The 21538-nt window shown below is 45.5% G+C and carries 16 protein-coding genes; 11 read left to right on the top strand and 5 right to left on the bottom strand.

Going from position 1 to position 21538, the window contains the following annotated elements:
• Positions 1-13: 13 nt before the first annotated feature.
• The gene (locus tag J7623_RS05850; RefSeq protein ID WP_291918422.1) at positions 14-1765 is read right to left on the bottom strand and encodes a DUF885 domain-containing protein; all 1752 of its coding nucleotides are present in this window, start codon (positions 1763-1765) and stop codon (positions 14-16) included.
• A 194-nt stretch (positions 1766-1959) separates the two neighbouring features.
• On the opposite strand from J7623_RS05850, the gene J7623_RS05855 reads away from it, so the two are divergent.
• Both J7623_RS05855 and J7623_RS05860 read left to right on the top strand, forming a co-directional pair.
• A complete protein-coding gene (locus tag J7623_RS05855) occupies positions 1960-2670 on the top strand; it encodes an RNA ligase family protein (protein WP_291918425.1) in 711 nt (236 codons plus the stop codon).
• A complete protein-coding gene (locus J7623_RS05860; RefSeq protein WP_291918427.1) occupies positions 2639-3757 on the top strand; it encodes an AAA family ATPase in 1119 nt (372 codons plus the stop codon). The genes J7623_RS05855 and J7623_RS05860 overlap by 32 nt, the downstream gene beginning before the upstream one ends.
• A gap of 100 nt (positions 3758-3857) precedes the next feature.
• Here the strand turns inward: J7623_RS05860 and dcd are convergent, their stop codons facing one another.
• The gene (gene dcd, locus J7623_RS05865; protein ID WP_291918430.1) at positions 3858-4394 is read right to left on the bottom strand and encodes a dCTP deaminase; all 537 of its coding nucleotides are present in this window, start codon (positions 4392-4394) and stop codon (positions 3858-3860) included.
• 112 nt (positions 4395-4506) lie between these two features.
• Between dcd and J7623_RS05870 the strand changes: the two genes are divergently transcribed.
• The 7 genes from J7623_RS05870 (at position 4507) to lpdA (ending at position 12586) form a co-directional block, all read left to right on the top strand.
• Positions 4507-5127 (top strand): 4'-phosphopantetheinyl transferase superfamily protein, encoded by a 621-nt coding sequence (locus tag J7623_RS05870; RefSeq protein ID WP_291918433.1) that lies wholly within the window; start codon positions 4507-4509, stop codon positions 5125-5127.
• Between the two features lie 33 nt (positions 5128-5160).
• Positions 5161-5655 (top strand): shikimate kinase, encoded by a 495-nt coding sequence (locus J7623_RS05875; RefSeq protein WP_291918436.1) that lies wholly within the window; start codon positions 5161-5163, stop codon positions 5653-5655.
• 1 nt (position 5656) lies between these two features.
• Positions 5657-6049 (top strand): DUF423 domain-containing protein, encoded by a 393-nt coding sequence (locus J7623_RS05880; protein ID WP_291918438.1) that lies wholly within the window; start codon positions 5657-5659, stop codon positions 6047-6049.
• A gap of 14 nt (positions 6050-6063) precedes the next feature.
• Complete coding sequence (locus J7623_RS05885) at positions 6064-7476, top strand: CocE/NonD family hydrolase (protein WP_291918440.1); 1413 nt, start codon at positions 6064-6066, stop codon at positions 7474-7476.
• Positions 7477-7576: 100 nt separating this feature from the next.
• Complete coding sequence (locus tag J7623_RS05890) at positions 7577-10231, top strand: DNA translocase FtsK (protein ID WP_291918442.1); 2655 nt, start codon at positions 7577-7579, stop codon at positions 10229-10231.
• Positions 10232-10364: 133 nt separating this feature from the next.
• Positions 10365-11024, top strand: coding sequence for an outer membrane lipoprotein carrier protein LolA (locus J7623_RS05895; RefSeq protein WP_291918445.1), 660 nt, complete (start codon positions 10365-10367; stop codon positions 11022-11024).
• Positions 11025-11179: 155 nt separating this feature from the next.
• On the top strand, positions 11180-12586 hold the full coding sequence (lpdA, locus tag J7623_RS05900) for a dihydrolipoyl dehydrogenase (protein ID WP_291918448.1): 1407 nt from the start codon (positions 11180-11182) through the stop codon (positions 12584-12586).
• 121 nt (positions 12587-12707) lie between these two features.
• Here the strand turns inward: lpdA and J7623_RS05905 are convergent, their stop codons facing one another.
• Entirely contained in the window at positions 12708-15413 is a 2706-nt protein-coding gene (locus tag J7623_RS05905; RefSeq protein ID WP_291918459.1) for a S8 family peptidase, read from the bottom strand.
• 789 nt (positions 15414-16202) lie between these two features.
• On the opposite strand from J7623_RS05905, the gene J7623_RS05910 reads away from it, so the two are divergent.
• Complete coding sequence (locus J7623_RS05910) at positions 16203-17027, top strand: M57 family metalloprotease (RefSeq protein ID WP_291918463.1); 825 nt, start codon at positions 16203-16205, stop codon at positions 17025-17027.
• Positions 17028-17173: 146 nt separating this feature from the next.
• Here J7623_RS05910 and J7623_RS05915 read toward each other — a convergent pair whose 3' ends face one another.
• Complete coding sequence (locus J7623_RS05915) at positions 17174-18199, bottom strand: sensor histidine kinase (RefSeq protein WP_291918466.1); 1026 nt, start codon at positions 18197-18199, stop codon at positions 17174-17176.
• Positions 18200-18366: 167 nt separating this feature from the next.
• Between J7623_RS05915 and J7623_RS05920 the strand changes: the two genes are divergently transcribed.
• The gene (locus J7623_RS05920; protein ID WP_291918469.1) at positions 18367-20529 is read left to right on the top strand and encodes a S46 family peptidase; all 2163 of its coding nucleotides are present in this window, start codon (positions 18367-18369) and stop codon (positions 20527-20529) included.
• A gap of 96 nt (positions 20530-20625) precedes the next feature.
• Here J7623_RS05920 and J7623_RS05925 read toward each other — a convergent pair whose 3' ends face one another.
• Positions 20626-21519, bottom strand: a complete 894-nt coding sequence (locus tag J7623_RS05925; protein WP_291918472.1) for a class I SAM-dependent methyltransferase — start codon at positions 21517-21519, stop codon at positions 20626-20628.
• Between the last annotated feature and the right edge of the window lie 19 nt (positions 21520-21538).

Below are 21538 nucleotides of genomic sequence, written 5' to 3' on the forward strand. Positions count from 1 at the left end.
ATAAGATTGAACATTATTTCAACATCAGCAACCGGATATCTTTCACCGGCGCACTGCCATAGCTCAGGAATTTCTCATTAAATGCTTTCAGGCTGTAATCCTTGCCTTGCTGCTTTTTATAGGCTTCCCGCAAATCAATAATTTCTTTATAACCGGTGAAGTAGCTGGTTAACTGTACACTGGTGACACTCACTCTTTTCCATTTTCCTTCTGCTTCTGCTGCTTGTTGGAAAGCTTCTTTGGTTAATAAATGGATCGCCGCTTCCTTACTCATTTCTTTTACATGTACGCTGTAATCCAGGATGGTATTGCATACCGCGCGCAGATTCCATTTGTACCACATCAGCCACATTTCCGGTGCATTATTGCCATAGCCATTTTCCAGCATCATTTGCTCAGTATACACTGCCCATCCTTCAATCATGGCGCCATTGCTCATGAGTGATTTAATCAGGCTGGGAGATTGATTGGCATATACCAGTTGCGTGTAGTGGCCGGGAATAGCTTCATGGATATCCAGTATTTGCAGGATATACTGATTGTATTCACGCAGAAAACTTTCTGCTTTATCTTTTGGCCATCCTTCCAGACTGCCTACATTGTAATAGGTGTTGCCGCCTTTGTCGTAAGGGCCAGGTGCACTGATAGAGGCACCGGCTACACCCGCCATGTAGGCTGGTTCTTTACGCACTACCAACGGTTTGGAAGGATCAATGTATAAGAGATCTTTTTCTTTGATAAACGCAATGAGCGTAGGGAGCTGCTTTTCAATAGCTGATTGGAACTCTTCCGGTTTTACGTGTTGTACGGAAAGGGTGTCTATCATCCGGCCTACCAGCTCGAGAGAATCCGCAGGTATAGGTGCCTGGCCAAAGTATTTGGGCCAGAGTTGGCGGCTGATTTTTACCATCTCTCCATGGATAAATGCTTTACGGGCAACGGCGGAATCATAGATTTGTGCTGCGGTAAAAGAGGATTGTATGTCGAAGCTGAATTTTTTATCGTACAATGCTTTGCCCAGGCGGAAGCTACGTGGGTTGGCTGGTTTCAGTGCCTTTAACCAGTCAGCATAGTCGCGGATAGCTTTGGCCGCTGCTTTGGCATTGGCTATCATCGCGGTTTGTTCTGCTGCCGGAATAGTGGTTTTTTTTAGTGAATCTGCAAAGTCTTTTTCAAAAACTGACAGGCCGCCAGTATTCTGATCAATGGCCAGCGAAGTCAGTTCCGGCACCGGATTGTTGATCTGTTTTTTAGCTGCCTCATAATAAGCCGGTACGTGCTGTAACCTGCTGCCAAAGCTACGCAGCCTGGTTTCCAATGGCGCATAGTTTTCATTTAAGATAAAGGCAAAGGTACCACTGACGTTAAAGGAAGACGGGTCCCATTCATTGCTTTTTTGCTCATTGATAGCCCATTGTACCGACTGCAGGTAGTTCTGTATCAGTTGGTAGTCAATTTGGTTAGCATCACTCAATGCTTTGAGATCAAACGATTGGAGGGAATCCAGTTGTTGTTTCGCAAAAGCCAGCCGCGCTTGTGCGTCGGTGCTATCCGGTACCAGTAATACGCTGTCGTAGGCGTGATACCCTACACTGGTGGCCCAGTCGGGGCTTACTTTCCACAGGGCATCAATAAATCGTGCTTCGTATTTACTGAAGGCATTGTTCAGCGTGCTGTCGGAACCGTTGCTTTGCTTGCTGCTGCCGCTGTTGTTACAGGCAGCCATAGCTGCCAGGGCGGCGGCACAAAGGAAGAATTTTCTCATGGCGTTAGATTGGTGGTTGTTTTCAAAAAGCCTGCGTAATATACTATTAAATTATTTTCCTATTTTTGCTGCTCATTAATTAAAACGATTAACACTTGCGCCATGTAATCTCACAGGCATATTAACCGCTTTCCTTTCGCCGTTCCTTTCCGGAACCGGCCTGTGATTTTATTGTTTAATTTAAACCCCCTGACATGGCAATTTCTCAGAAATATGGCCGTACCTGGCATTATCCGTTTTCGCCGGGAACTACCAGCGATGACCGTATTCAATACGAATACTGGCAGCAGCTGCAACAGATTCCTGTGTTGATTCATACGGAAAAACTGGACGGTGAAAATAATTGTCTTTCCCGCTACGGTGTATTTGCGCGTTCCCATGCGGCGCCTACTACATCTGCGTGGTCAGAAAGCATCCGCCGTTACTGGCAAAGCATAAAGAATGATTTGGGCGACCTGGAAATTTTCCTCGAAAATTTATACGCCATTCATTCTATTGAATATAAAAACCTGGATCATCATTTTTATGTATTTGGTATCCGGGAGGGAGAGCGGTGGCTGAGTTGGGAGGAAACCCAATTCTATGCCGCTATGCTGGATCTACCTGTAGTGCCGGAAATTAAGCGGATAACGCCGCCGGCTACACGTAGTGAGTTCGAACAGGATACCTTGTCGCTTGTTAGCAGCCGTGGAACGTTCGATCCACATGATGTACATACCGGCATGCCCGCTACGATTGAGGGAATTGTGTCCCGTAATGCCGCAGGTTATGCGGTCAGCGATTTTGCAAACAATGTGTTTAAGTATGTCCGCAAAGGACATGTAAAAACAGACCAGCACTGGACCCGTCACTGGCGCCGTGCAAGGTTAAATAATGAAGGAGGTAGTTATGTGGCAGCTCAGTAACAATAAATCGTGGGCCGCGCTGGAGCAGGATTTTGAATGGGTACGCGTGATGCAGCAGGTACCACAGGATGCCCGTCACCATGCGGAAGGGAATGTAGCCATTCATACGCAAATGGTGTTGGCGGCGCTGGAACAGTTGCCGGAATACCAACAATTATCTATGGCAGACCAGGAGTTGCTATGGGCCGCCGCTTTGCTGCATGATGTAGAGAAATACAGCACTACGGTGACAGAGCCGGATGGTCGTATAACTTCTGCCGGTCATGCACGCAAAGGAGAGGGGCGGGCCCGGCAAATCCTTTACAGGGAAGTGCCAACGCCTTTTGCGATAAGGGAACAAATCGCTAAACTGGTAAGGTATCATGGCTTGCCGTTGTGGGTATTCGACAAACCGGACCCGCAGCGGGCGGCTATTATCGCCAGCCTGGAAGTAGATACCCGCCTGCTGGCCTTATTGGCCCGCGCAGATGCCCTGGGTAGGATATGCTTCGACCAGGCCGATTTGTTGTACCGGTTGGATTGCTTTGAAGAACTGTGCCGCGACAATGATTGCTGGGGGCAGCCACGGGCTTTTGCTACACCGGAAGCACGCATGTATTATCTCCGGAAAACGGACTCGCCGCCATACTATGTACCGTTTCAACAGCCGCAAACGGAAGTGGTCATGATGAGCGGCCTGCCCGGAGCTGGCAAGGATACCTATGTGCAGCAACATTATCAGCAGTGGCCGGTCATATCTCTTGATAATATCAGGAGGGAGATGAAAATCAGCCCAACAGATAAAAGCGGTAATGGTATTGTGATTCAGGCGGCCAAAGAACAAGCCAGGGCTTATCTGCGCCGGCAACAGCCTTTCGTATGGAATGCAACGAATATCACCCGGCAAATGCGGGAGCAACTGATCAGCCTTTTTACTACCTATCAGGCGGCGGTCACCATTGTATATGTGGAAGTGCCCGCGGCAAAGTTACTGCAACAAAACCGTCAGCGGGAGGAAGTAGTGCCATTGGCGGTGATGGAGCGCCTCATGGATAAGCTGGAAGTGCCTACGTTGGCGGAAGCACATGTAGTGGAGCATAAAGCATAAAGCTAAAAGCAAAAAGCTATTGCAGCGAATGAACGGAGCGATTATTTATACGCTTTGATTATTCGCTGCAATAGCTTTTTGCTTTCCGCTTTATGCGCTATTAAAATTCATTCTTCCACATCATGCTCTCAACGGGCTTGATGGTGCGGCCATTATATTTAGCGTTGCCTTTTTTATTGTAAAAAGTTTCTACATCACCTTCTACTACAAAATAGATCAGCTGCCCGATAGGCATGCCAGCGTATATACGTACGGGTTGTGCGCAGGAAATTTCCAGGGTCCAGGTGTTGCAGAAGCCTACATCTCCTTTACCAGCGGTAGCATGAATATCGATACCTAAACGGCCGGTGCTTGACTTGCCTTCCAGGAAAGGCACATGGGCATGTGTTTCAGTATATTCTTCTGTTACGCCCAGGTACAAGGTACCGGGTTGTAACACATATCCTTCTTCCGGTATTTCAAAATGCTCAATTTCATTGTGTTTGCGCGCATCCAGTACACGGTCTTTGTAGGTAGCCAGGTGTTTGCCCAGGTGTACATCATAAGAATTGGTACCCAGGTATTTCCGGTCATAGGGAGCAATGACGATAGTGCCTTTTTCAATTTCCTCCAATATCCGTTTGTCTGACAGAATCATGCTTAGGTTCGTTTAGTTTTAATAGCTTTTTGGTTTTCAGCTGTTAGCATTTCGTTAAACACGTGCTGCCAAAAGCTGTTTTTTCTGCTTTTTTGCTTTAATTTGGCAAGATATGCCATTAATACGAACGATACAAATTGATCCGGAAACGAAGCTGGGTGTATGGAAGATAACAGAGGAAGAAGACTTTTTCCGGGAGAAGGTAAATATCAGCCCATCGATTCATCATCCGCACAAGCGCTTACAGCATTTTGCGGGCAGATACCTGCTGGTAACGCTTTTTCCTGCTTTTCCTATTGGGCAAATCACTGTCACCAACAGCCGTAAGCCTGTGCTGGTATGTGAGAGCTACCATTTTTCTATTTCCCATTGTGGTGATTATGCCGCAGCTATTGTAAGCACCAAAGCCGCAGTAGGCATAGATATTGAAGAAGTGAAGCAAAAAATAGAACTGGTATCACATAAGTTCCTGTCGCCTGCCGAACGGTCATTTATAGACCCTGCACATGAACTGACCCATAAAACCATTTGCTGGAGCGCCAAGGAAGCGATGTTTAAGTGGTACGGACGGGGAAGCGTTGATTTTAAGGAAAATATGAAACTGCATCCCTTTGTGTATCAACAGGCAGGTTTTATTACCGCTGATTTTAACAAAGAGGATAGAAATACCCGGTTATATTTGCAATATATTATGGAAAATGACCTATGCCTGGCATGGACTCATCCTGCGTGAGGAAAGAATTTATTAAGCACTGTTGCGTTATTTATGAAGATATACTTACTCGGTTTTATGGGTGCCGGAAAATCCTATTGGGGAAAACAACTGGCAGATCACCTGCATCTTCCCTACTATGACCTGGATGAAGTGATTGTAGAAGCAGAAGAAATGGCTATTGCCGACATCTTTGCCACCAAAGGGGAAGATTATTTCCGTGAGAAGGAAAGTAAACTGCTCCGGGATTTATCAGAACAGGAAAACTTCCTGATCTCCTGTGGCGGTGGCACACCCTGCTTCCAGGAAAATATGGATTTCATGAATGAACATGGTACTACCGTATGGATCAATCCTTCTGTGGAAGCCATGGTAGAAAGATTGCAACGTAAAAAATCCAAACGTCCGCTGATTGCTGACCTGGATGACGAGGACCTGGTGGGATTTGTGGAAAAGAAAATGGCAGAGCGGCTGCCCTTCTACCAGCAATCCAGGCATATAATTTCATCAGATAATATTTCATTGGATACCTTTACGCAAAATTTCTAGTATGCATAAGAGTTTTTTAGTTTGGGCGGCGGTTTTAGGCGCATTGGCAGTTATCTTAGGTGCATTTGGTGCACATAAGCTGAAAGAACTGGTGCCACCGGAAACCGTATCTACTTTTCAGACAGGCGTTACTTATCAGTTCTATCACGTTTTTGCGTTAATAGCTACCGGCATTCTCTTCGCACATATTCCCGGTGCACAACTGGAATGGGCCGGCAGATGCTTTATTATCGGTATCATTTTATTTTCCGGTTCCCTTTATGCACTTACCATGCTCAAAATGACAGGTAACGTAGGCCTGAAAGGAATTGGTATCATTACGCCTATTGGTGGTGTATTCTTTATAGCAGGCTGGGTAAGTCTGTTGCTCGGTGTTTTAAAAATAAAAGCATAAAGAGGAACGCATATATGTACAGAGGTTTTTGGGTGTTGTTGCTGGGAATGCTGACAGGATCAATGGCGATGGCCCAGGATAATGCGGGCATCACCGGTAAATGGTATGGTACCTTCAAACATTACTACGGTGATAAATACCGCATGATAGTGCAGCTGGAAAAAGATGCCGCTGGTGGATATAAAGGCCTGATGGAATTACCAGACCTGGCAGCCGACGAAAAGTTTGACCTGGAAACAGTTGTATACCGGAAAGATACCCTGCTGCTCCGCATCGATGAGGTCCATTTTTCCTACACCGGTGTATGGGATCCGGCTACCAGGCAGTTCAAAGGGATCTCCAGCTTCGGCAGTGATGAAAACGAAGTAAACCTCGGAAGGAAGGAAATTACCAGGGAAGATCTGTACAAACGGCCACAGGAGCCGAAGCCACCGTACCCTTATTATACAGAAGAGGTTCGGTTTAATAATATCAAAGATTCCGTATCACTGGCAGGTACCTTTACCCGCCCTGCTGCCGCCGGCAGATACCCGGTAGTAGTAATGATCAGTGGATCAGGACCACAGAACAGGGATGAAGAAATCGCAGGACATAAGCTCTTCCTGGTATTGGCGGATTATTTCGCACGGAATGGAATCGCCTCGCTGCGGTTCGATGACCGCGGTACCGGAAAATCTACCGGCGACTATTCTAATGCTACTATCTATGATTTTGCGCATGATGTAAGTACCGCCAGCGCTTACCTGAAAACGAGAAGGGATGTGGAGCCCCTGAATGTAGGCCTGTTGGGACACAGCGAAGGTGGTGTGGTGGCACAAATAGTAGCGGCAAACAATCCGGGCGTGGCTTTTGTAATATCCATGGCCGGCGTCGGTATAACGGGCAGGCAACTGATAGATCAGCAGATGGCTATCCAACAAAGTATGGCAGGAAAGTCCGATAGTTTTATTGTGGCCGACCGTCAACGAATGAAACCATACTGGGACCTGCTGGCAAGCGATAGCAATATAGCTGTCATCCGGCCCAAAGCCATTGCCATCATCCGGGAATTGTACCGTACCTCTGATGAAACCGTGAAAAAGGAAATGTCCGAGAACGAGATGGTGAATAACGCCGAATTCAGTCCCGAAGTATTATCAATTCTGAAATACAATCCATTAACGTATCTTAAACAGGTGAAATGTCCGTTTATGGCGATTAATGGAACGAAAGATATACAGGTGGATGCCACTACCAATCTGAATGCTATTGAACGCGCATTAACCGAAAATGGGAATATGCTGGTAACAATCCGTAAGTTTGATGGATTAAACCATTTGTTCCAACGTTGTAAAACTTGTACAGCAAACGAATACGGAGAGCTGGAGCAAACCATTGATCCCCTGGTACCCGAATTTATTGCACACTGGATTTTACAGTTGCCATAGTTCACCAGGTAGTCCCAAAATTGAAAGTTATATAGCTGTCATCTGTTAGTAGTAGCCATGCTATCCACTAAAGTTGGCAGCTGGCAGCTAAAAGCTAATTATGTCCAGGAATAAACTGAAAACCGAAAAACCGGAAAGCAAGAAACCGAAAGGCCCCACACCGAACCCTGATGTGTTGACGAAAGACAAGGAGCCTGAGGTAAAAGTAAAAGAACTGGTGAAAGATGAACGTACCCATAAAGTAATGGGTGTGTTCTTCCTTTTGCTGTCTGTGTACTGTTTCATTGCTTTCACTTCTTACCTTTTTACCTGGGAAGATGACCAGGATAAAATATTCCATTACACTACCCGGGAACTTTTTTTCGGTGATGTAAAAGTTGATAACCTGCTCGGCCGCCTGGGCGCTTATGTTTCCCACAATTTCTTTTTCTACGGGGTAGGTATTGCGGCCTACCTGTTTTGCTATTTCTTTTTTATCATCGGTATTAACTTCATCGTAGGACGCCGCGTATTCCGCATCTGGCGCAACGTGAAATATATTTTGTTTGGCCTGCTCTTTATCAGCATGTCCATGGCATTTATGGCCGGAGGAAACGATTTCCCCTGGGGCGGTGCATTGGGAGATGCCCTGAATAAATGGACTTCCGGCTTTGTAGGGAAAACAGGTACCGCCCTCTTGCTACTTGTTGTGGGCTTCTCCTGGCTGATCTGGAAATTCAATTTTGAGTTTAAATGGCCGGAGAAGAAAGTAAAACCACCTAAACCTGTACCAGCAGCGGCTTCTCCTGCTCCTGTACCGGCCGCAACTGCTGCTACAGCTGCGGCTTCCGCTGCAACACCGGTCAAGGAAGACCCACGTGGAAATGGACTCAAAGGAGATGGGGGCGTAATGGTGATTCCGCCGCATGAAGAAGAGGAAGAAAATGAAGAAGACCTGCCGCCTATGCAGTTGGTAGAAAGAGAAGATATTACCGTGATTCCTTCCCACGCGCCCTATATGCCACCCGTAGCCCCTGTGGCAACGCCGGAACCGGAAGAACAATACGAACTGCCACCACTGGAGGAAGAAGAGGAAGAAGAAGATCCTGGGCCGTTGTTGTATATCGAGGAAACGGTAGAACAAACGCCCCCAGCCAATAAAAAGAAAAATGGTCCGCAGGAAGTAGCGTTTGAAATTAAACAAACTTTCCAGGACGAAGAAGATGAGATAGAAGAAATTCAGCCATCACGGCCGGTAGAACCAGTAGATCCTTATGATCCTTCGCTGGACCTGAGAGATTACAAGTTCCCCACATTGGACCTGTTGGAAAATCATAATGCAGATAAAGTAATTGTACAGGATACTTCTGAGCTGGAGAAAAACAAAAACCAGATCATTGATACCCTGAAAAACTACGACATCTCCATACAAAAAATAAGTGCTACCGTAGGACCAACAGTGACACTGTACGAAATTGTGCCGGCTGCCGGCGTTCGTATCTCCCGTATTAAAAACCTGGAAGATGATATTGCCCTGAGTTTGTCGGCGCTTGGTATCCGTATCATTGCGCCTATCCCGGGTAAAGGCACCATTGGTATAGAAGTGCCGAACGTGAAGAAAACAATTGTGTCGCTGAAAAATATGCTGGCCTCGGAGAAATTCCAGACCAGCACTATGGACTTGCCCATCGCTATTGGTAAAAAAATCGACAATGAAAACTTCATTGCCGACCTGGCTAAAATGCCACACCTACTCATGGCAGGTGCTACCGGTCAGGGTAAATCTGTTGGTATCAACACTTTGCTGGTATCATTGCTGTATAAAAAGCATCCATCCCAGCTGAAGTTTGTACTGGTAGATCCGAAGAAAGTGGAACTATCGCTCTATAAGCTTATTGAGAAGCACTTCCTGGCTAAGCTGCCGGGGGAAGACGATGCAATTATCACTGATACCAAAAAAGTAATTCATACCCTGAATGCGCTGTGTATTGAAATGGACCTGCGCTACGACCTCCTGAAAGAAGCCGGTACCCGTAATATCCGTGAGTACAATGGCAAATTTACCCAGCGTCGCCTGAATCCATTGAAAGGCCATCGCTACCTGCCGTTCATTGTGCTGGTGGTGGATGAGTTTGCCGATCTGATCATGACAGCCGGTAAGGAGGTGGAAATGCCGATTGCCCGTTTGGCCCAGCTGGCCCGTGCAGTGGGTATTCACCTGATCATTGCCACCCAGCGTCCATCTGTAAACATTATTACCGGTACCATTAAAGCGAACTTCCCGGCGCGTGTAGCCTTTAAGGTATCTTCCAAAATAGACTCCCGTACCATCCTGGATATTGGTGGGGCTGAACAGCTTATTGGCCAGGGCGATATGCTGGTTTCCTTCAATGGAGAGCTGGTACGTTTGCAATGTGCTTTCGTGGATACGCCGGAAGTGGAAAGCGTGGCAGAATTTATCGGTAACCAGAAAGGCTACCCTGATGCCTTCCTGCTGCCGGAATATGTAGATGACAAGGATCCGGATGGCAAAGAACTCAGTATTGCCGACCGTGACCCGCTGTTTGAAGAAGCTGCGCAGGTGATTGTTACCACGCAGCAAGGCTCTACCTCCTTGTTACAACGCCGTATGAAGCTGGGATACAACCGGGCAGGCCGGCTCATGGACCAGCTGGAAGCTGCTAATATTGTAGGCCCGAACATGGGTAGTAAAGCCAGGGAAGTGCTGGTGAGAACAGAAAGCGAGTTACAGGAAATCCTTAATAATTTGTTATAATATGTTAAGGTCTTTTGAAATAATTACCCTTTTTCAGGAAATATGCTGAATTTTGCAGCCTGTAAAAGACCAACCCGCTATACCGGCATGGCATTTGCCTAGGCTGGGAGAGCACAAACTAAAAAAAATTACGATGAAGAAACTTGTATTAACAGGAATGTTGTTGAGTGGTATCATTTTCAGCGGCATGGCACAATCCAAAGGCGCCTCTGACCCTAAGGCCAAGGTGGTATTGGATGGTGTTAGTAATAAATTCAAGTCATTAAAAACAGTAGTAGCTAATTTTATATTGAAAGTGGAAGGCGCCAATAACAGTGTATCTGATTCCAAAAAAGGAACTGTTTACCTGAAAGGCGCAAAATATAAAGTAACGCTGCCAGGTCAGGAAATTATCAGCGATAATAAAACTTCCTGGACTTACGCTAAAGATGTAAACGAAGTAACGATCAATAACGTAGACCAGAGCAGTGGCTCTATGACACCTGCCAAACTGTTCACCAATTTCTACGACAAAGATTATCTGTACAAACTGGAACCTGAAACCAACGAAAAAGGTAAAGTATTTCAGAATGTAGAGTTAACACCTACCGATAAATCCAAGAACGTATTTAAGGTAATTGTGTCTGTAGATAAGAAAAGCCAGAGTATTGCAAAAATGAAGGTTTTTGAAAAAAATGGCAACCACTACACCTACGAGATCACCAACTTTACACCAAATACCAACCTGAGCGACGCTACTTTTACATTTGACGCTAAGAAATACCCAGGCGTTGAAGTAGTAGATCTGCGATAAGCAGAAAGCTGAAAGCATAAAGCAAAAAGCCACCGAAAGGAATGATTAAAGCGAATAATCGCGCTGGTCATTTGCTTCGGTGGCTTTTTGCTTTATGCTTTGTGCTTTTAGCTTAATTAGCTACCTTTGGCGAGTTCAATTTAAAATTAAACAATATGGCATACGACGTAATCGTAATTGGTAGTGGCCCCGGCGGATATGTGGCTGCTATCCGTGCTTCTCAGCTGGGATTTAAAACTGCAATCGTGGAAAGAGAGAGTCTGGGTGGTATCTGTTTAAACTGGGGCTGTATTCCAACCAAAGCTTTATTAAAAACTGCACAGGTCCTTGAATATGCACAGCATTCAAAAGACTATGGTATTACTATAGGCGATGCACAGGTTGACTTTGAAGCTGTAATTAAACGTAGCCGCGGTGTTGCTGATAAAATGAGCAGGGGCGTTCAGTTCCTGATGAAAAAAAATAAGATTGATGTGATCATGGGCAATGGTAAAGTAAAAGCCAAAGGCCAGGTAGAAGTAACCGATAAAGACGGTAAAACTGCAGTACATGAAGCAAAACACATCATTCTGGCTACAGGTGCACGTGCACGTGAACTGCCTAACCTGAAAATTGATGGTAAAAATGTAATTGGTTACCGCGAAGCAATGGTATTGCCTAAGCAACCTAAATCCATGATCGTAGTAGGTTCTGGCGCTATCGGCGTTGAATTTGCTTACTTCTATGCTACCCTGGGTACCAAAGTAACCATCGTTGAATTCCTCCCACGCATTGTACCGGTTGAAGACGAGGATATCTCCAAAGAACTGGAAAAAATATACAAAAAGAAAGGTATCGATATCATGACCAATGCTTCTGTAGAAGCTGTGGAAGCAACTGGTAACGGTGTGAAAGCGAAAGTGAAAACTCAAACCGGTGAAATTACCCTCGAAGCAGACGTAGTACTGAGCGCTGTGGGTATTGCTGCGAATATCGAAAATATCGGCCTGGAAGGTATGGGTATTAAAACCGATAAAGGCCGTGTACTGGTAGATAAATACTACCAAACCAACGTTCCGGGTATCTACGCTATCGGCGACATGGTTCCTGGTCAGGCCCTGGCACACGTTGCTTCCAAAGAAGCGATCGTTTGCGTGGAAGCTATCGGCTACAACGAAAAGAAATACGCACACAAACCTGCTACTATCGACTATATGAACATTCCGGGCTGTACTTACTGTGCACCAGAAATTGCTTCTGTAGGTTATACTGAGAAAGCAGCGAAAGAAGCCGGCTACGAAGTGAAAGTTGGTAAATTCCCATTCTCTGCTTCCGGTAAAGCTTCTGCAGCAGGTGCTACTGAAGGTTTCGTAAAAGTAATCTTTGATGCTAAATACGGCGAATGGTTAGGTTCCCACATGATTGGTGCGAACGTTACTGAAATGATCGCTGAAACAGTTGTAGCACGTAAACTGGAAACTACTTACCAGGAAGTGCTGGATGCCATCCATCCACACCCAACTATGAGCGAATCTGTAAAAGATGCCATAGAAGTAGCTTACGGCGAAGCAATACATTTGTAATAAAAGCAGAAAGCTGAAAGCATAAAGCAAAAAGCTATTGTAGCGAATGAAAAAGCGAATATTAATCCGCTTTAGTCATTAGCTACAATAGCTTTTTGCTTTATGCTTTCAGCTTTCTGCTCTACCGCCCCTGTTTAACAAATTGTCTGGCATACACCCGTTTCCCATCCACATAAATACTACAGTTGAAAACGCCGTTGGGCAGCTGTTGTACGGGAATAATTTCCTGGCTGTCTTCCAGGTTGCGTTGCATCATAATACGACCACTCATATCTGTAATCACCATTTTCCGGCTGCGTGCCTGTTCATCCAGGATGTACAATTGTGAACTAACAGGGTTAGGAAAAAGGAGTATTTTATTATTTAGAAAGATATTCACGGAAGCAATATCTGAATAAATACTCCGGGCATCTATAGTGAGCAAACGCACGCGGTAATGTACCACGCCTTCAGAAGGCTGCTGATCCAGGAAGTTAAAATTCATGGCTTGCCCGATAGCCGTAGAATCCAGTGCTATCCACCCTTTAGGGGATGACCGCTCCCAGTAAAGGTTTTTAAGATGCCAGGTACTTCCGAGGGTAAGGGAAAGCAGTACCTTGTTTTCAGTGGTTTTGTCAGCCAGCAGGTTTTGCACATAGCAACCTACTCCCTGCTGTGCATAATTAGTAGCATAGCTACGCATGCCGCTCCAGCCGGCTGCCGCTACCGGGCTTACTGCAAAGTACAGGGATGCTGCTGTTGATTTCGGTACAAAAAGAAACGTATCACGGACCTGGCTATACGGAATGAGCGTACTATTTCCCATTGTATACAACTGATAGGCCGTGGCACCGGGTTGTGTGTCCCAGTAAAGCAATACCGTATCGGTGCAGTTAAAGCCGGTGCGTATCGTTAGTTGTGGTGAAATATAACAGGGTGCACTGATAAATGCGGTATCCGGTAAGGAGAATTTGAACCATGTCCGTTGAAAAATGTTAGGGGTGATCCAGTTGTAAATGCCGGAGGTCACCGGCACATTTTGCACAACGGGTAACCAGGTATGGCCACTATCGGTACTGTACGAAATATCACCGTTACCACTATACGTAGTTTCCCACTGCAACGGTACATTTTGTGCCGCACCCAATATGTTTTCCGGTGCAGGGCTTTGCCACTGAAAGCTTTGTAGTGGCGTAAATTCATAGACCAGGTAAAACGACTGTGTAGGAGTAGCCAGGGAGCTGCCTTTTACGCGTAGCTGTAATGGCCCCGCTACGGGACGATCGATGGTGATTTGCTCCGTGTTATTGATACTGTCGCGGCCACGTTTGGCAAGGGCTTTTAGGGAATCGGCGGCAGGGTAGGCAGAAAGCACCCACGGCAGCCAGGTGTTGCTACCGGTAGCGGCTACCAGGTCCAGGTCATTTATAAGCGCTTTAGCGGCGTTTACCGTTGCGGGTGGATCATTCCAGCACAAGGTTATTTTTACCTGCTGTAAGCCCGCAGGAACGTTGATCGTGAAAAGGGAAGAGGCACCGTTACTGACAGATCCTGTCAATACCCTGTTTTCCCGTAAGGTTTGCAAGGCTGCCAATGTATGAAAACGACCATATCCCTCCGTATAAGATGGCGCCACTCCCGCAGGACGCCTGGCACTGTTGATCAGTATCGCTTTTACCAGTGCGGAAGACATGGGAGCGTTGTGCTGTTGCAGCCACGCATCCTGTAGCAGGGCTGCCGCACCGGAAGTGAGTGCTGCCGCGCCGGAAGTACCATCTTCACCATATGCGGTGATATCCGGTTTAATACGGCCATCATAAGCAGGACCCCTGGAGCTCAGCGACATGATGCTTCCAATGCCGTCTGTTCCACCTGCTACAATTACATTTTTCGCCTGTTTAAAATTACCGGACAAGTTAGCATAGCTGGCAATGCCCTGGTAACGCCCGTCGGCAGGCGCGCTGTTGCCAATATTGCCGGAAGAATATACATGCACAATGGTATCTGCTTCATATATCTGTTGATCATAAGCGACTGCTTCTGCACCATAGTAATTTTCTATGCCCGTGCCGTAGGAATGGTTTTGTATGGTGATGCCGGATTGTTGGTAATACTTATCATCATCCGGTAATAAGCTATTGTTGTAATCTGCAGAACTCAGCTTTACCTGTGGTGCCACACCTTTTCCGTTTTGGCCGCTGTTGCCGGCGCCACCGATCAGCGTAGCCATGATCACAGCATGAGAGCTACTTAAGGCAGATGTATAGGCAGAAGGAAGATATCGCCCTTTTAAATCAATATCAGTAGTGTCAAAAAGATCTTCTTTAACGGAAACGGCTATACGTTTTCCCTGCACCAACGGAAATTGTTGTTGCGCAATAAGTACGCCGTTGAGTGTAAGATTACTGGTGTTGATAATAATTTCCGGTGCCGGACGTCGTACGCGGTCGGCAAACAGCAGCGCTGGTTGATTAATAAACGCTTTCCAATACCGCTTTTGCACGGTTACTACTGCGGTGGAAAAACGATCAGAACGGCTGTGTACACTGGCGTATGCCAGTGTAGCGTGTGGACTATAAGACACCTGTGCCAGGATACTATCGGCATCCGCGGTATGTTCCAGTTGTACCAGTAACAGCGCGCTGGCTTTATAATTAGCATTGGCGCTGTAACAATATCGGAGACTGCTGTCTGCAGGTGGCGTTTGCAGAATATAATGATACCGGCTGATAGCCTTTATTAATCCATGTTGCAGCAGTATCCCTGATGTGGGGGCTTTTTTGAATTTAACCAGGTAAGGCGGACCGGGATGTGAACGGGAAAACGTATCGGCTGCATATCGTTGCAATATGCTATCGGTTGAAATTTTTTGTTGTGCAGCAGTACTGCAACAGTAACATAACAGCAAAGTTAGCAGGGGCCATATTTTCAGAGGAGTACATTTCATGCGGCGTTGTAACAATAGTTCGTTGATGCAGGGTTTTATGTTGCTGCTTAAAGCTACTATATTTACGTTTTTAACGCAATTTTACCCGGATAAAAAACAAAATATTTTTTTTAAATAAAACGAAAGTTGTAATATTGAAACAGGGAAATCCTAAGAGCAAATTTTCGACAAAATCTGAACAATCTAAACAACGATCTGGAAAACCATTTCACAAGTTAGTTAATCTGTTAAGCAAATCCTTGTATCCGGAAATAGCCGGTATTACTGAATCAGAGCCAATCCATTGAAAAGCTGATGCTGTTTATTATAAGCATCATAGCTGTTGTAATTATCCAAAAACGAGAGCACACTTCACCGTGGTTTTTTGGGATTATAAACAAAGCGGAGCAATTGCATTTGTGGCAATAAGCCAGGTATTTTAATAAGTGTATGAGATGCGCTTATTAATCATGTTCCTGTTGCTGTAACACAAATCCTTGCGGGCATATTGTAGCTGTTAAAGCCGGAGAGATTGCGCCAGCAGCAATTAGCCGGGCATTATCCATGTGTGTCAACTGTACGCGTAATAACATGATGTGCCTGGAAATCATCGCCGGTATTGCCTTGATGTAGAATTGCCTGTTCACAGGAACGGGTAATCGGGATATCTTTTTTTTAAACCAAAACCCAAACAAACCAAAATTTGGATCTATGAGAAAACAATCAATTCCTGTTCTTTGCTGCGTGGCAGCTACTTTCCTGTTCGCCTCCTGCCAAAAAAATGGCGCACAAAAAGAAGAAGTAAAGCCTGGTGTATCAGCAGAAGTGTTAGCCCAAATTAAAGACAATGGTTTCAGTACAGATAATGTAGTGAAAACAGAAGATGGCTACCTCGTTGAAGGCGATATTCTGTTAACTGCAGATCAGCTGAAAGTGAAAGTAGTAAGCCCTGTACTCAGGGTGGCAAAAACAGAACAATACCGCACTAACTTATTAGTGACCGCCTTGCCACGCGTTATTAAAATTAAAGTAACTAACCTGGGTACTGCCTTTATTACCGGTACAGATACGGCAATTGCCCGCTACAACCGGTTAGGACTGCGTTTTACCTTCCAGCGTATCACCAGCGGTACTCCTGACATCACTATTAAAGGATTCAACCAGGGACCGAGCGGTGGTTACATCACACTGGGATCTTCCGGTTTCCCTACCAGCGCCGGTAATCCTTATGGCACTATTAAAATGAATACTAACCAGTATGCTTATGGTTCCAATCCTAACGTACTGTATGTAGGCTCTGTTATCCAGCATGAAATTGGTCACTGTATTGGTATGCGTCATACCGATTATATGGATCGTTCCTACAGCTGTGGTGGCAGCGCTGTAAATGAAGGTGATGGCGGCGTTGGCGCTGTATTCATTCCCGGTACTCCTTCCGGTCCGGATGCTAACTCCTGGATGCTGGCCTGCTCTAACGGCGGTAACCGCACCTTCAATGCCAATGATATTATTGCTCTCAATTACCTGTATCACTAATCGGTGTAAGTGCTAATCTGTTAAGGTATTTCCGGCTCCTGGAATTTTTTGATGCTGGAGCAGTACCAGAGCGGGATCTCTCTCCCGAAATAAATACTGTTATCAAAAAATTTCAGGCCGGAAATACTGTTAAGTAAAACACATCGCTATACCTGTAGTTGTAATGTAATCGCATACGCCCCATTATCTTCACTGATTTGTAATTCATATTTATCCGGATAGAGGTGATCCAGCCTTTGCCGCGTATTGGCAATGCCAATACCAGCATGCTTATTGTCCGATACCATCCGGAATAACTTATTACTGCAGAAAAAATGGATATGATTTTCAGAAGTAGCCAACTGGATATTAATTTCTGAAGGTTCATGATTGCTAACCCCATACTTAAAGGCGTTTTCCAGGAAAGGAAGTAATACCAGCGGCGCAATGCATTTGATACCCGGACTACCGCTAACAGAAAAGTTTACCTGTGTTTTAGTGGTCAGCCGCAGCTTTTGCAGGTCTATATAATTCCGCAGGCAATCAATTTCATTCTCCAGTAATACGTAGTCATGCCGCGTGTCTTCGGTAACATAGCGTAGCATCTTCGATAGCTTCATAATGCTCAGGGCCGTATTTTCATTACGCATTATGGCGAGCGAGTAAATATTGTTAAGGGTGTTAAATAGAAAGTGTGGATTGATCTGGGCTTTCAGGAAAGATAATTCAGCCTGTGTTTTACGTGTTTCTGCATACAGCGCCTGTTGTTCAGTTTGTCGGCGCCGGCGGGTAATCGCAATAGCAACGCTTAGGGAGAGGGTGAGCAGCAATAGGAAATCACTGACGATATCCAGTTTCAGTTGCGGCAACCAGCTGCCTGCTGCGGTATGTGGTACCCGGCTGAATAAATGATCAAACGGCCGCATATAGTTGATCATCAACAATAACAATAATACAGAGAAGCCATACAACACATATTGCTTACGAAAGTACAGGCGGGGCAGGAGAAAGTAAGTATGAAAATAGAATAATGCTACATACGTTACCCCGAAGACAAGGTAATGGGTGGAAAATAGTATGGAAAGTGCCGGATGGTCGCCCGTTTGCCCGCTAATAAAGAGCAGCGGTAAACTAAGGCATATCAGCCACCCTGTGATGTGTGCTATTACTACCGAAGATTTTAACCGGAACATTTGCGACAGATAGATAGAAAATGAAATTGCGGGAATCCGTCCAGATAAGCAATGGCATCTCTGTAAATAGCGGGTTTATGTCGATGAATCAGAGGAAACGCCGGGTTATCTTTTCCAGCCTCCCCGAATTATAGTAAATTGCCTGTTTTATAAAAAGAATATCAGATATGTTGCAACGAATCGTAAAACGGGTGCTAGTATTAGTATTCCTTGTACTGGCGCAGCAAACCTATGCTACTGAAGGCATGTGGCTGCCGCAGCTGTTATCCGGTCTTAATGAGAAAGAGATGAAAGGAATGGGCATGAAAATCAGTGCCGCGGATATTTACAGTATTAATAAAGGGAGTTTGAAAGACGCCATTGTCAGCTTCGGCGGCTTTTGTACGGCAGAAGTGATCTCTGAGCAGGGATTGCTGCTCACCAATCACCACTGTGGTTATGATGCCATCCAAAAGCACTCTTCCCTGCAGAATAATTTCCTGGAAAATGGTTTTTGGGCGAAATCAGCCGTAGAAGAATTACCTAACCCAGGTCTCTTTGCCACTTTCATTGTCCGCATTGATGATGTTACCAAAGCTGCCCTGCAGGATGTAAAACCTGGTATGAGCGAAAGAGAGCGTCAATCCGTAATTGATAAGCGTTTAAACGAAATTAAACTGGCCGCCCGCAAAGAAAGCTGGCAGGATGCCATGATAAAACCTTTCTATGAAGGCAACCAGTATTTCCTGTTCGTTACAGAAACTTATCGCGACGTACGACTGGTAGGAGCCCCACCATCTGCTATCGGGAAGTTCGGATCTGATACCGATAACTGGGTGTGGCCACGTCATACAGGCGATTTTTCGATGTTTCGTATCTATGCCGGTAAAGATGGTCGCCCGGCCCCTTATTCAAAAGATAATGTGCCTTTAAAGCCTAAATATGCCCTCACCATTTCCCTGAAAGGCGTGAAACAAAATGATTTCACCATGGTAATGGGATTCCCGGGCCGTACTACCGAGTACCTTCCGTCAGAAGCCGTTAAACAAACAGTGGAAGTTGTAGATGCTGCAAAGGTGGAAATGAGAGACGCTGCCCTCAAAATCATGGACGGCTACATGCGTAAAGATGAACAGATTAAAATTCAATATGCTGCCAAATACGCCGGTACTGCCAACTATTGGAAGAAATGGATGGGAGAAATGCAGGGCGTAAAACAAACCAATGGCATCGGCAAAAAGTTACAATATGAAGCTACTTACCGGCAACTCCTGGACGCAAACCCGGTATGGAAACAGCAATACGGTGGCGTACTCGATTCCTTGAATGGCTACTACCAGCAATTGCAGCCCTATGCACAAACACGCGACTATTACAGCGAATTAGTGAAAAACGTTGAACTGTTTACCATAGGCGATCGCCTCATCACTTTCCTGAACGACGTACACGAAAGAGGAGAGGGACAGTATGAAACCATGCGGGAACAATTCCTGACGTCGATGCAGTCGTTTTACCAAAACTATAATGCCAAAGTAGACCACGACATTTGTGTAAGCCAGGTAGCGCTTTACGCCAAAGGGGTACCTGCGCGATATGCCGGCAGTGATTTTACGCAGATCTGGCAGGAGAATAACAAAGACAGCCGCGCATTAGCGGATAAAATGTATGCACTTTCCGGTTTAACATCTCCCGAAAAACTCAAAACTTTTGTACAGCAACCCTACAATACGGTAGTAGCGCAAATGTGGACGGACCCGGCTACCCGCCTGATGATGGCTATGCGCAAAGGATTTGTAGACAATGTAAGTAAACCACTGGCAGACATCCAGGCCAATATCAACAATCTCCAGCGTACCTATATGCAGGCGCAAATGGAGGTGATGGGCAGCAAAAAAGCATTCTATCCCGATGCAAACAGTACGCTGCGCGTTACTTACGGGAAAGTAGATGGCTATAATCCCCGCGACGCTGTGCACTACGATTATTACACGTGGCTCGATGGTGTCATGGAAAAATATATTCCGGGCGACTATGAATTTGATGTACCGGCCCGCTTAATTGAGTTGTACAAGAAAAAGGACTACGGCCGTTATGGTGTTAACGGAAGAATGCCGGTGTGCTTTATAGCTTCCAACCATACTACCGGCGGTAATTCCGGCAGTCCTGCACTGGATGCCTATGGTCGTTTGATTGGCCTGAATTTCGACCGTACCTGGGAAGGTACCATGAGCGATATTAATTTCGACCCTTCTATTTGCCGCAATATCATGGTAGATATTCGCTATGTACTGTTTATAGTGGATAAGTATGCAGGATGTACCCGTTTAATAGAGGAGATGAAACTACAGTAGCTTTTAGCCATTAGCTTTTAGCAAAAATGCCGAGAAGATCATGCAATATGTTCTTCTCGGCATTTTTGCTAAAAGCTAAAAGCTAAAAGCTAACTGCTATATCCTGCATTCGTATACAATCGAGCTACATTGATCTACTACTTTTAATCCCTTTCTATAAGAGCGGAAACCATGGAAGAATCCCTGGAATAAGCGACTCTTACCGGTTTTATATTTTTCACTAAGTAAGCTTACATAGAAGCCATCAAACACCATCGGGTGTTTTTTTACCAGTTTGATCTGATGTTGTGTGAGTAATTTCTCCATGGCACCGGGAGAAAAATGATAAAGGTGCCTGGGTACATCATAGGCCGCCCAGTATTCTTTGTAGAAGGCAGCATCAGAAGACGTGTAGTTTGGAACGGCTATCAGCAAGGCCCCGTTAGGTTTCAGCAGGGTACGGATATGATCCAGGTAACGATGCAGGTCATGTACATGTTCCAGTACGTGCCACATCGTAATGGCATCATATTGTTGTGCCGGCAATGTATACAGGTCTTCTACAGGCAGTGCGGTAATATCATAAATTGTTTTAGCATTGTGGCGGGCATTTTCATCGGGTTCCAGGCCGGTAACGGTCCATCCACCTGTTTGCATATAATGCAGGAAAGCGCCGGTGCCACTGCCAATGTCTAACAGGTTACCTGTTTTCATACCGGCCGCATTACGTACCCAGTTTTGTTTGGAGCGCAACGTAATTTTTCTGACACTGTGGTATAAACGATTGATGAGGCCTTGTTTGGTTTCTGAGTGAGAAATATATTCCTGCGATTGGTAATAACGGCCAATAGATGCGCCGTCCGGTATATTTTGGGTAAACCGGCCGCCACAGCCTCCGCAATGGAAGATATTAAATGTTTCTTTGGATACAGTAAAGTCTTTGGCAGTTAGCGCTTCATGAATTTGTGAAGATCCACAAAGCGGACAGGTGTTGTGATAGATTAAACTCATTTGTTTGTTGAATACGCTT

The organism is Chitinophaga sp., from assembly GCF_017745275.1.
Classification (GTDB): Bacteria; Bacteroidota; Bacteroidia; order Chitinophagales; family Chitinophagaceae; genus Chitinophaga.

Coding starts and splice junctions, on each gene's coding strand:
- J7623_RS05850 (WP_291918422.1), bottom strand. CDS start 1,765: ATGAGAAAATTCTTCCTTTGTGCCGCCGCCCTGGCAGCTATGGCTGCC.
- J7623_RS05855 (WP_291918425.1), top strand. CDS start 1,960: ATGGCAATTTCTCAGAAATATGGCCGTACCTGGCATTATCCGTTTTCG.
- J7623_RS05860 (WP_291918427.1), top strand. CDS start 2,639: ATGAAGGAGGTAGTTATGTGGCAGCTCAGTAACAATAAATCGTGGGCC.
- dcd (WP_291918430.1), bottom strand. CDS start 4,394: ATGATTCTGTCAGACAAACGGATATTGGAGGAAATTGAAAAAGGCACT.
- J7623_RS05870 (WP_291918433.1), top strand. CDS start 4,507: ATGCCATTAATACGAACGATACAAATTGATCCGGAAACGAAGCTGGGT.
- J7623_RS05875 (WP_291918436.1), top strand. CDS start 5,161: ATGAAGATATACTTACTCGGTTTTATGGGTGCCGGAAAATCCTATTGG.
- J7623_RS05880 (WP_291918438.1), top strand. CDS start 5,657: ATGCATAAGAGTTTTTTAGTTTGGGCGGCGGTTTTAGGCGCATTGGCA.
- J7623_RS05885 (WP_291918440.1), top strand. CDS start 6,064: ATGTACAGAGGTTTTTGGGTGTTGTTGCTGGGAATGCTGACAGGATCA.
- J7623_RS05890 (WP_291918442.1), top strand. CDS start 7,577: ATGTCCAGGAATAAACTGAAAACCGAAAAACCGGAAAGCAAGAAACCG.
- J7623_RS05895 (WP_291918445.1), top strand. CDS start 10,365: ATGAAGAAACTTGTATTAACAGGAATGTTGTTGAGTGGTATCATTTTC.
- lpdA (WP_291918448.1), top strand. CDS start 11,180: ATGGCATACGACGTAATCGTAATTGGTAGTGGCCCCGGCGGATATGTG.
- J7623_RS05910 (WP_291918463.1), top strand. CDS start 16,203: ATGAGAAAACAATCAATTCCTGTTCTTTGCTGCGTGGCAGCTACTTTC.
- J7623_RS05915 (WP_291918466.1), bottom strand. CDS start 18,199: ATGTTCCGGTTAAAATCTTCGGTAGTAATAGCACACATCACAGGGTGG.
- J7623_RS05920 (WP_291918469.1), top strand. CDS start 18,367: ATGTTGCAACGAATCGTAAAACGGGTGCTAGTATTAGTATTCCTTGTA.
- J7623_RS05925 (WP_291918472.1), bottom strand. CDS start 21,519: ATGAGTTTAATCTATCACAACACCTGTCCGCTTTGTGGATCTTCACAA.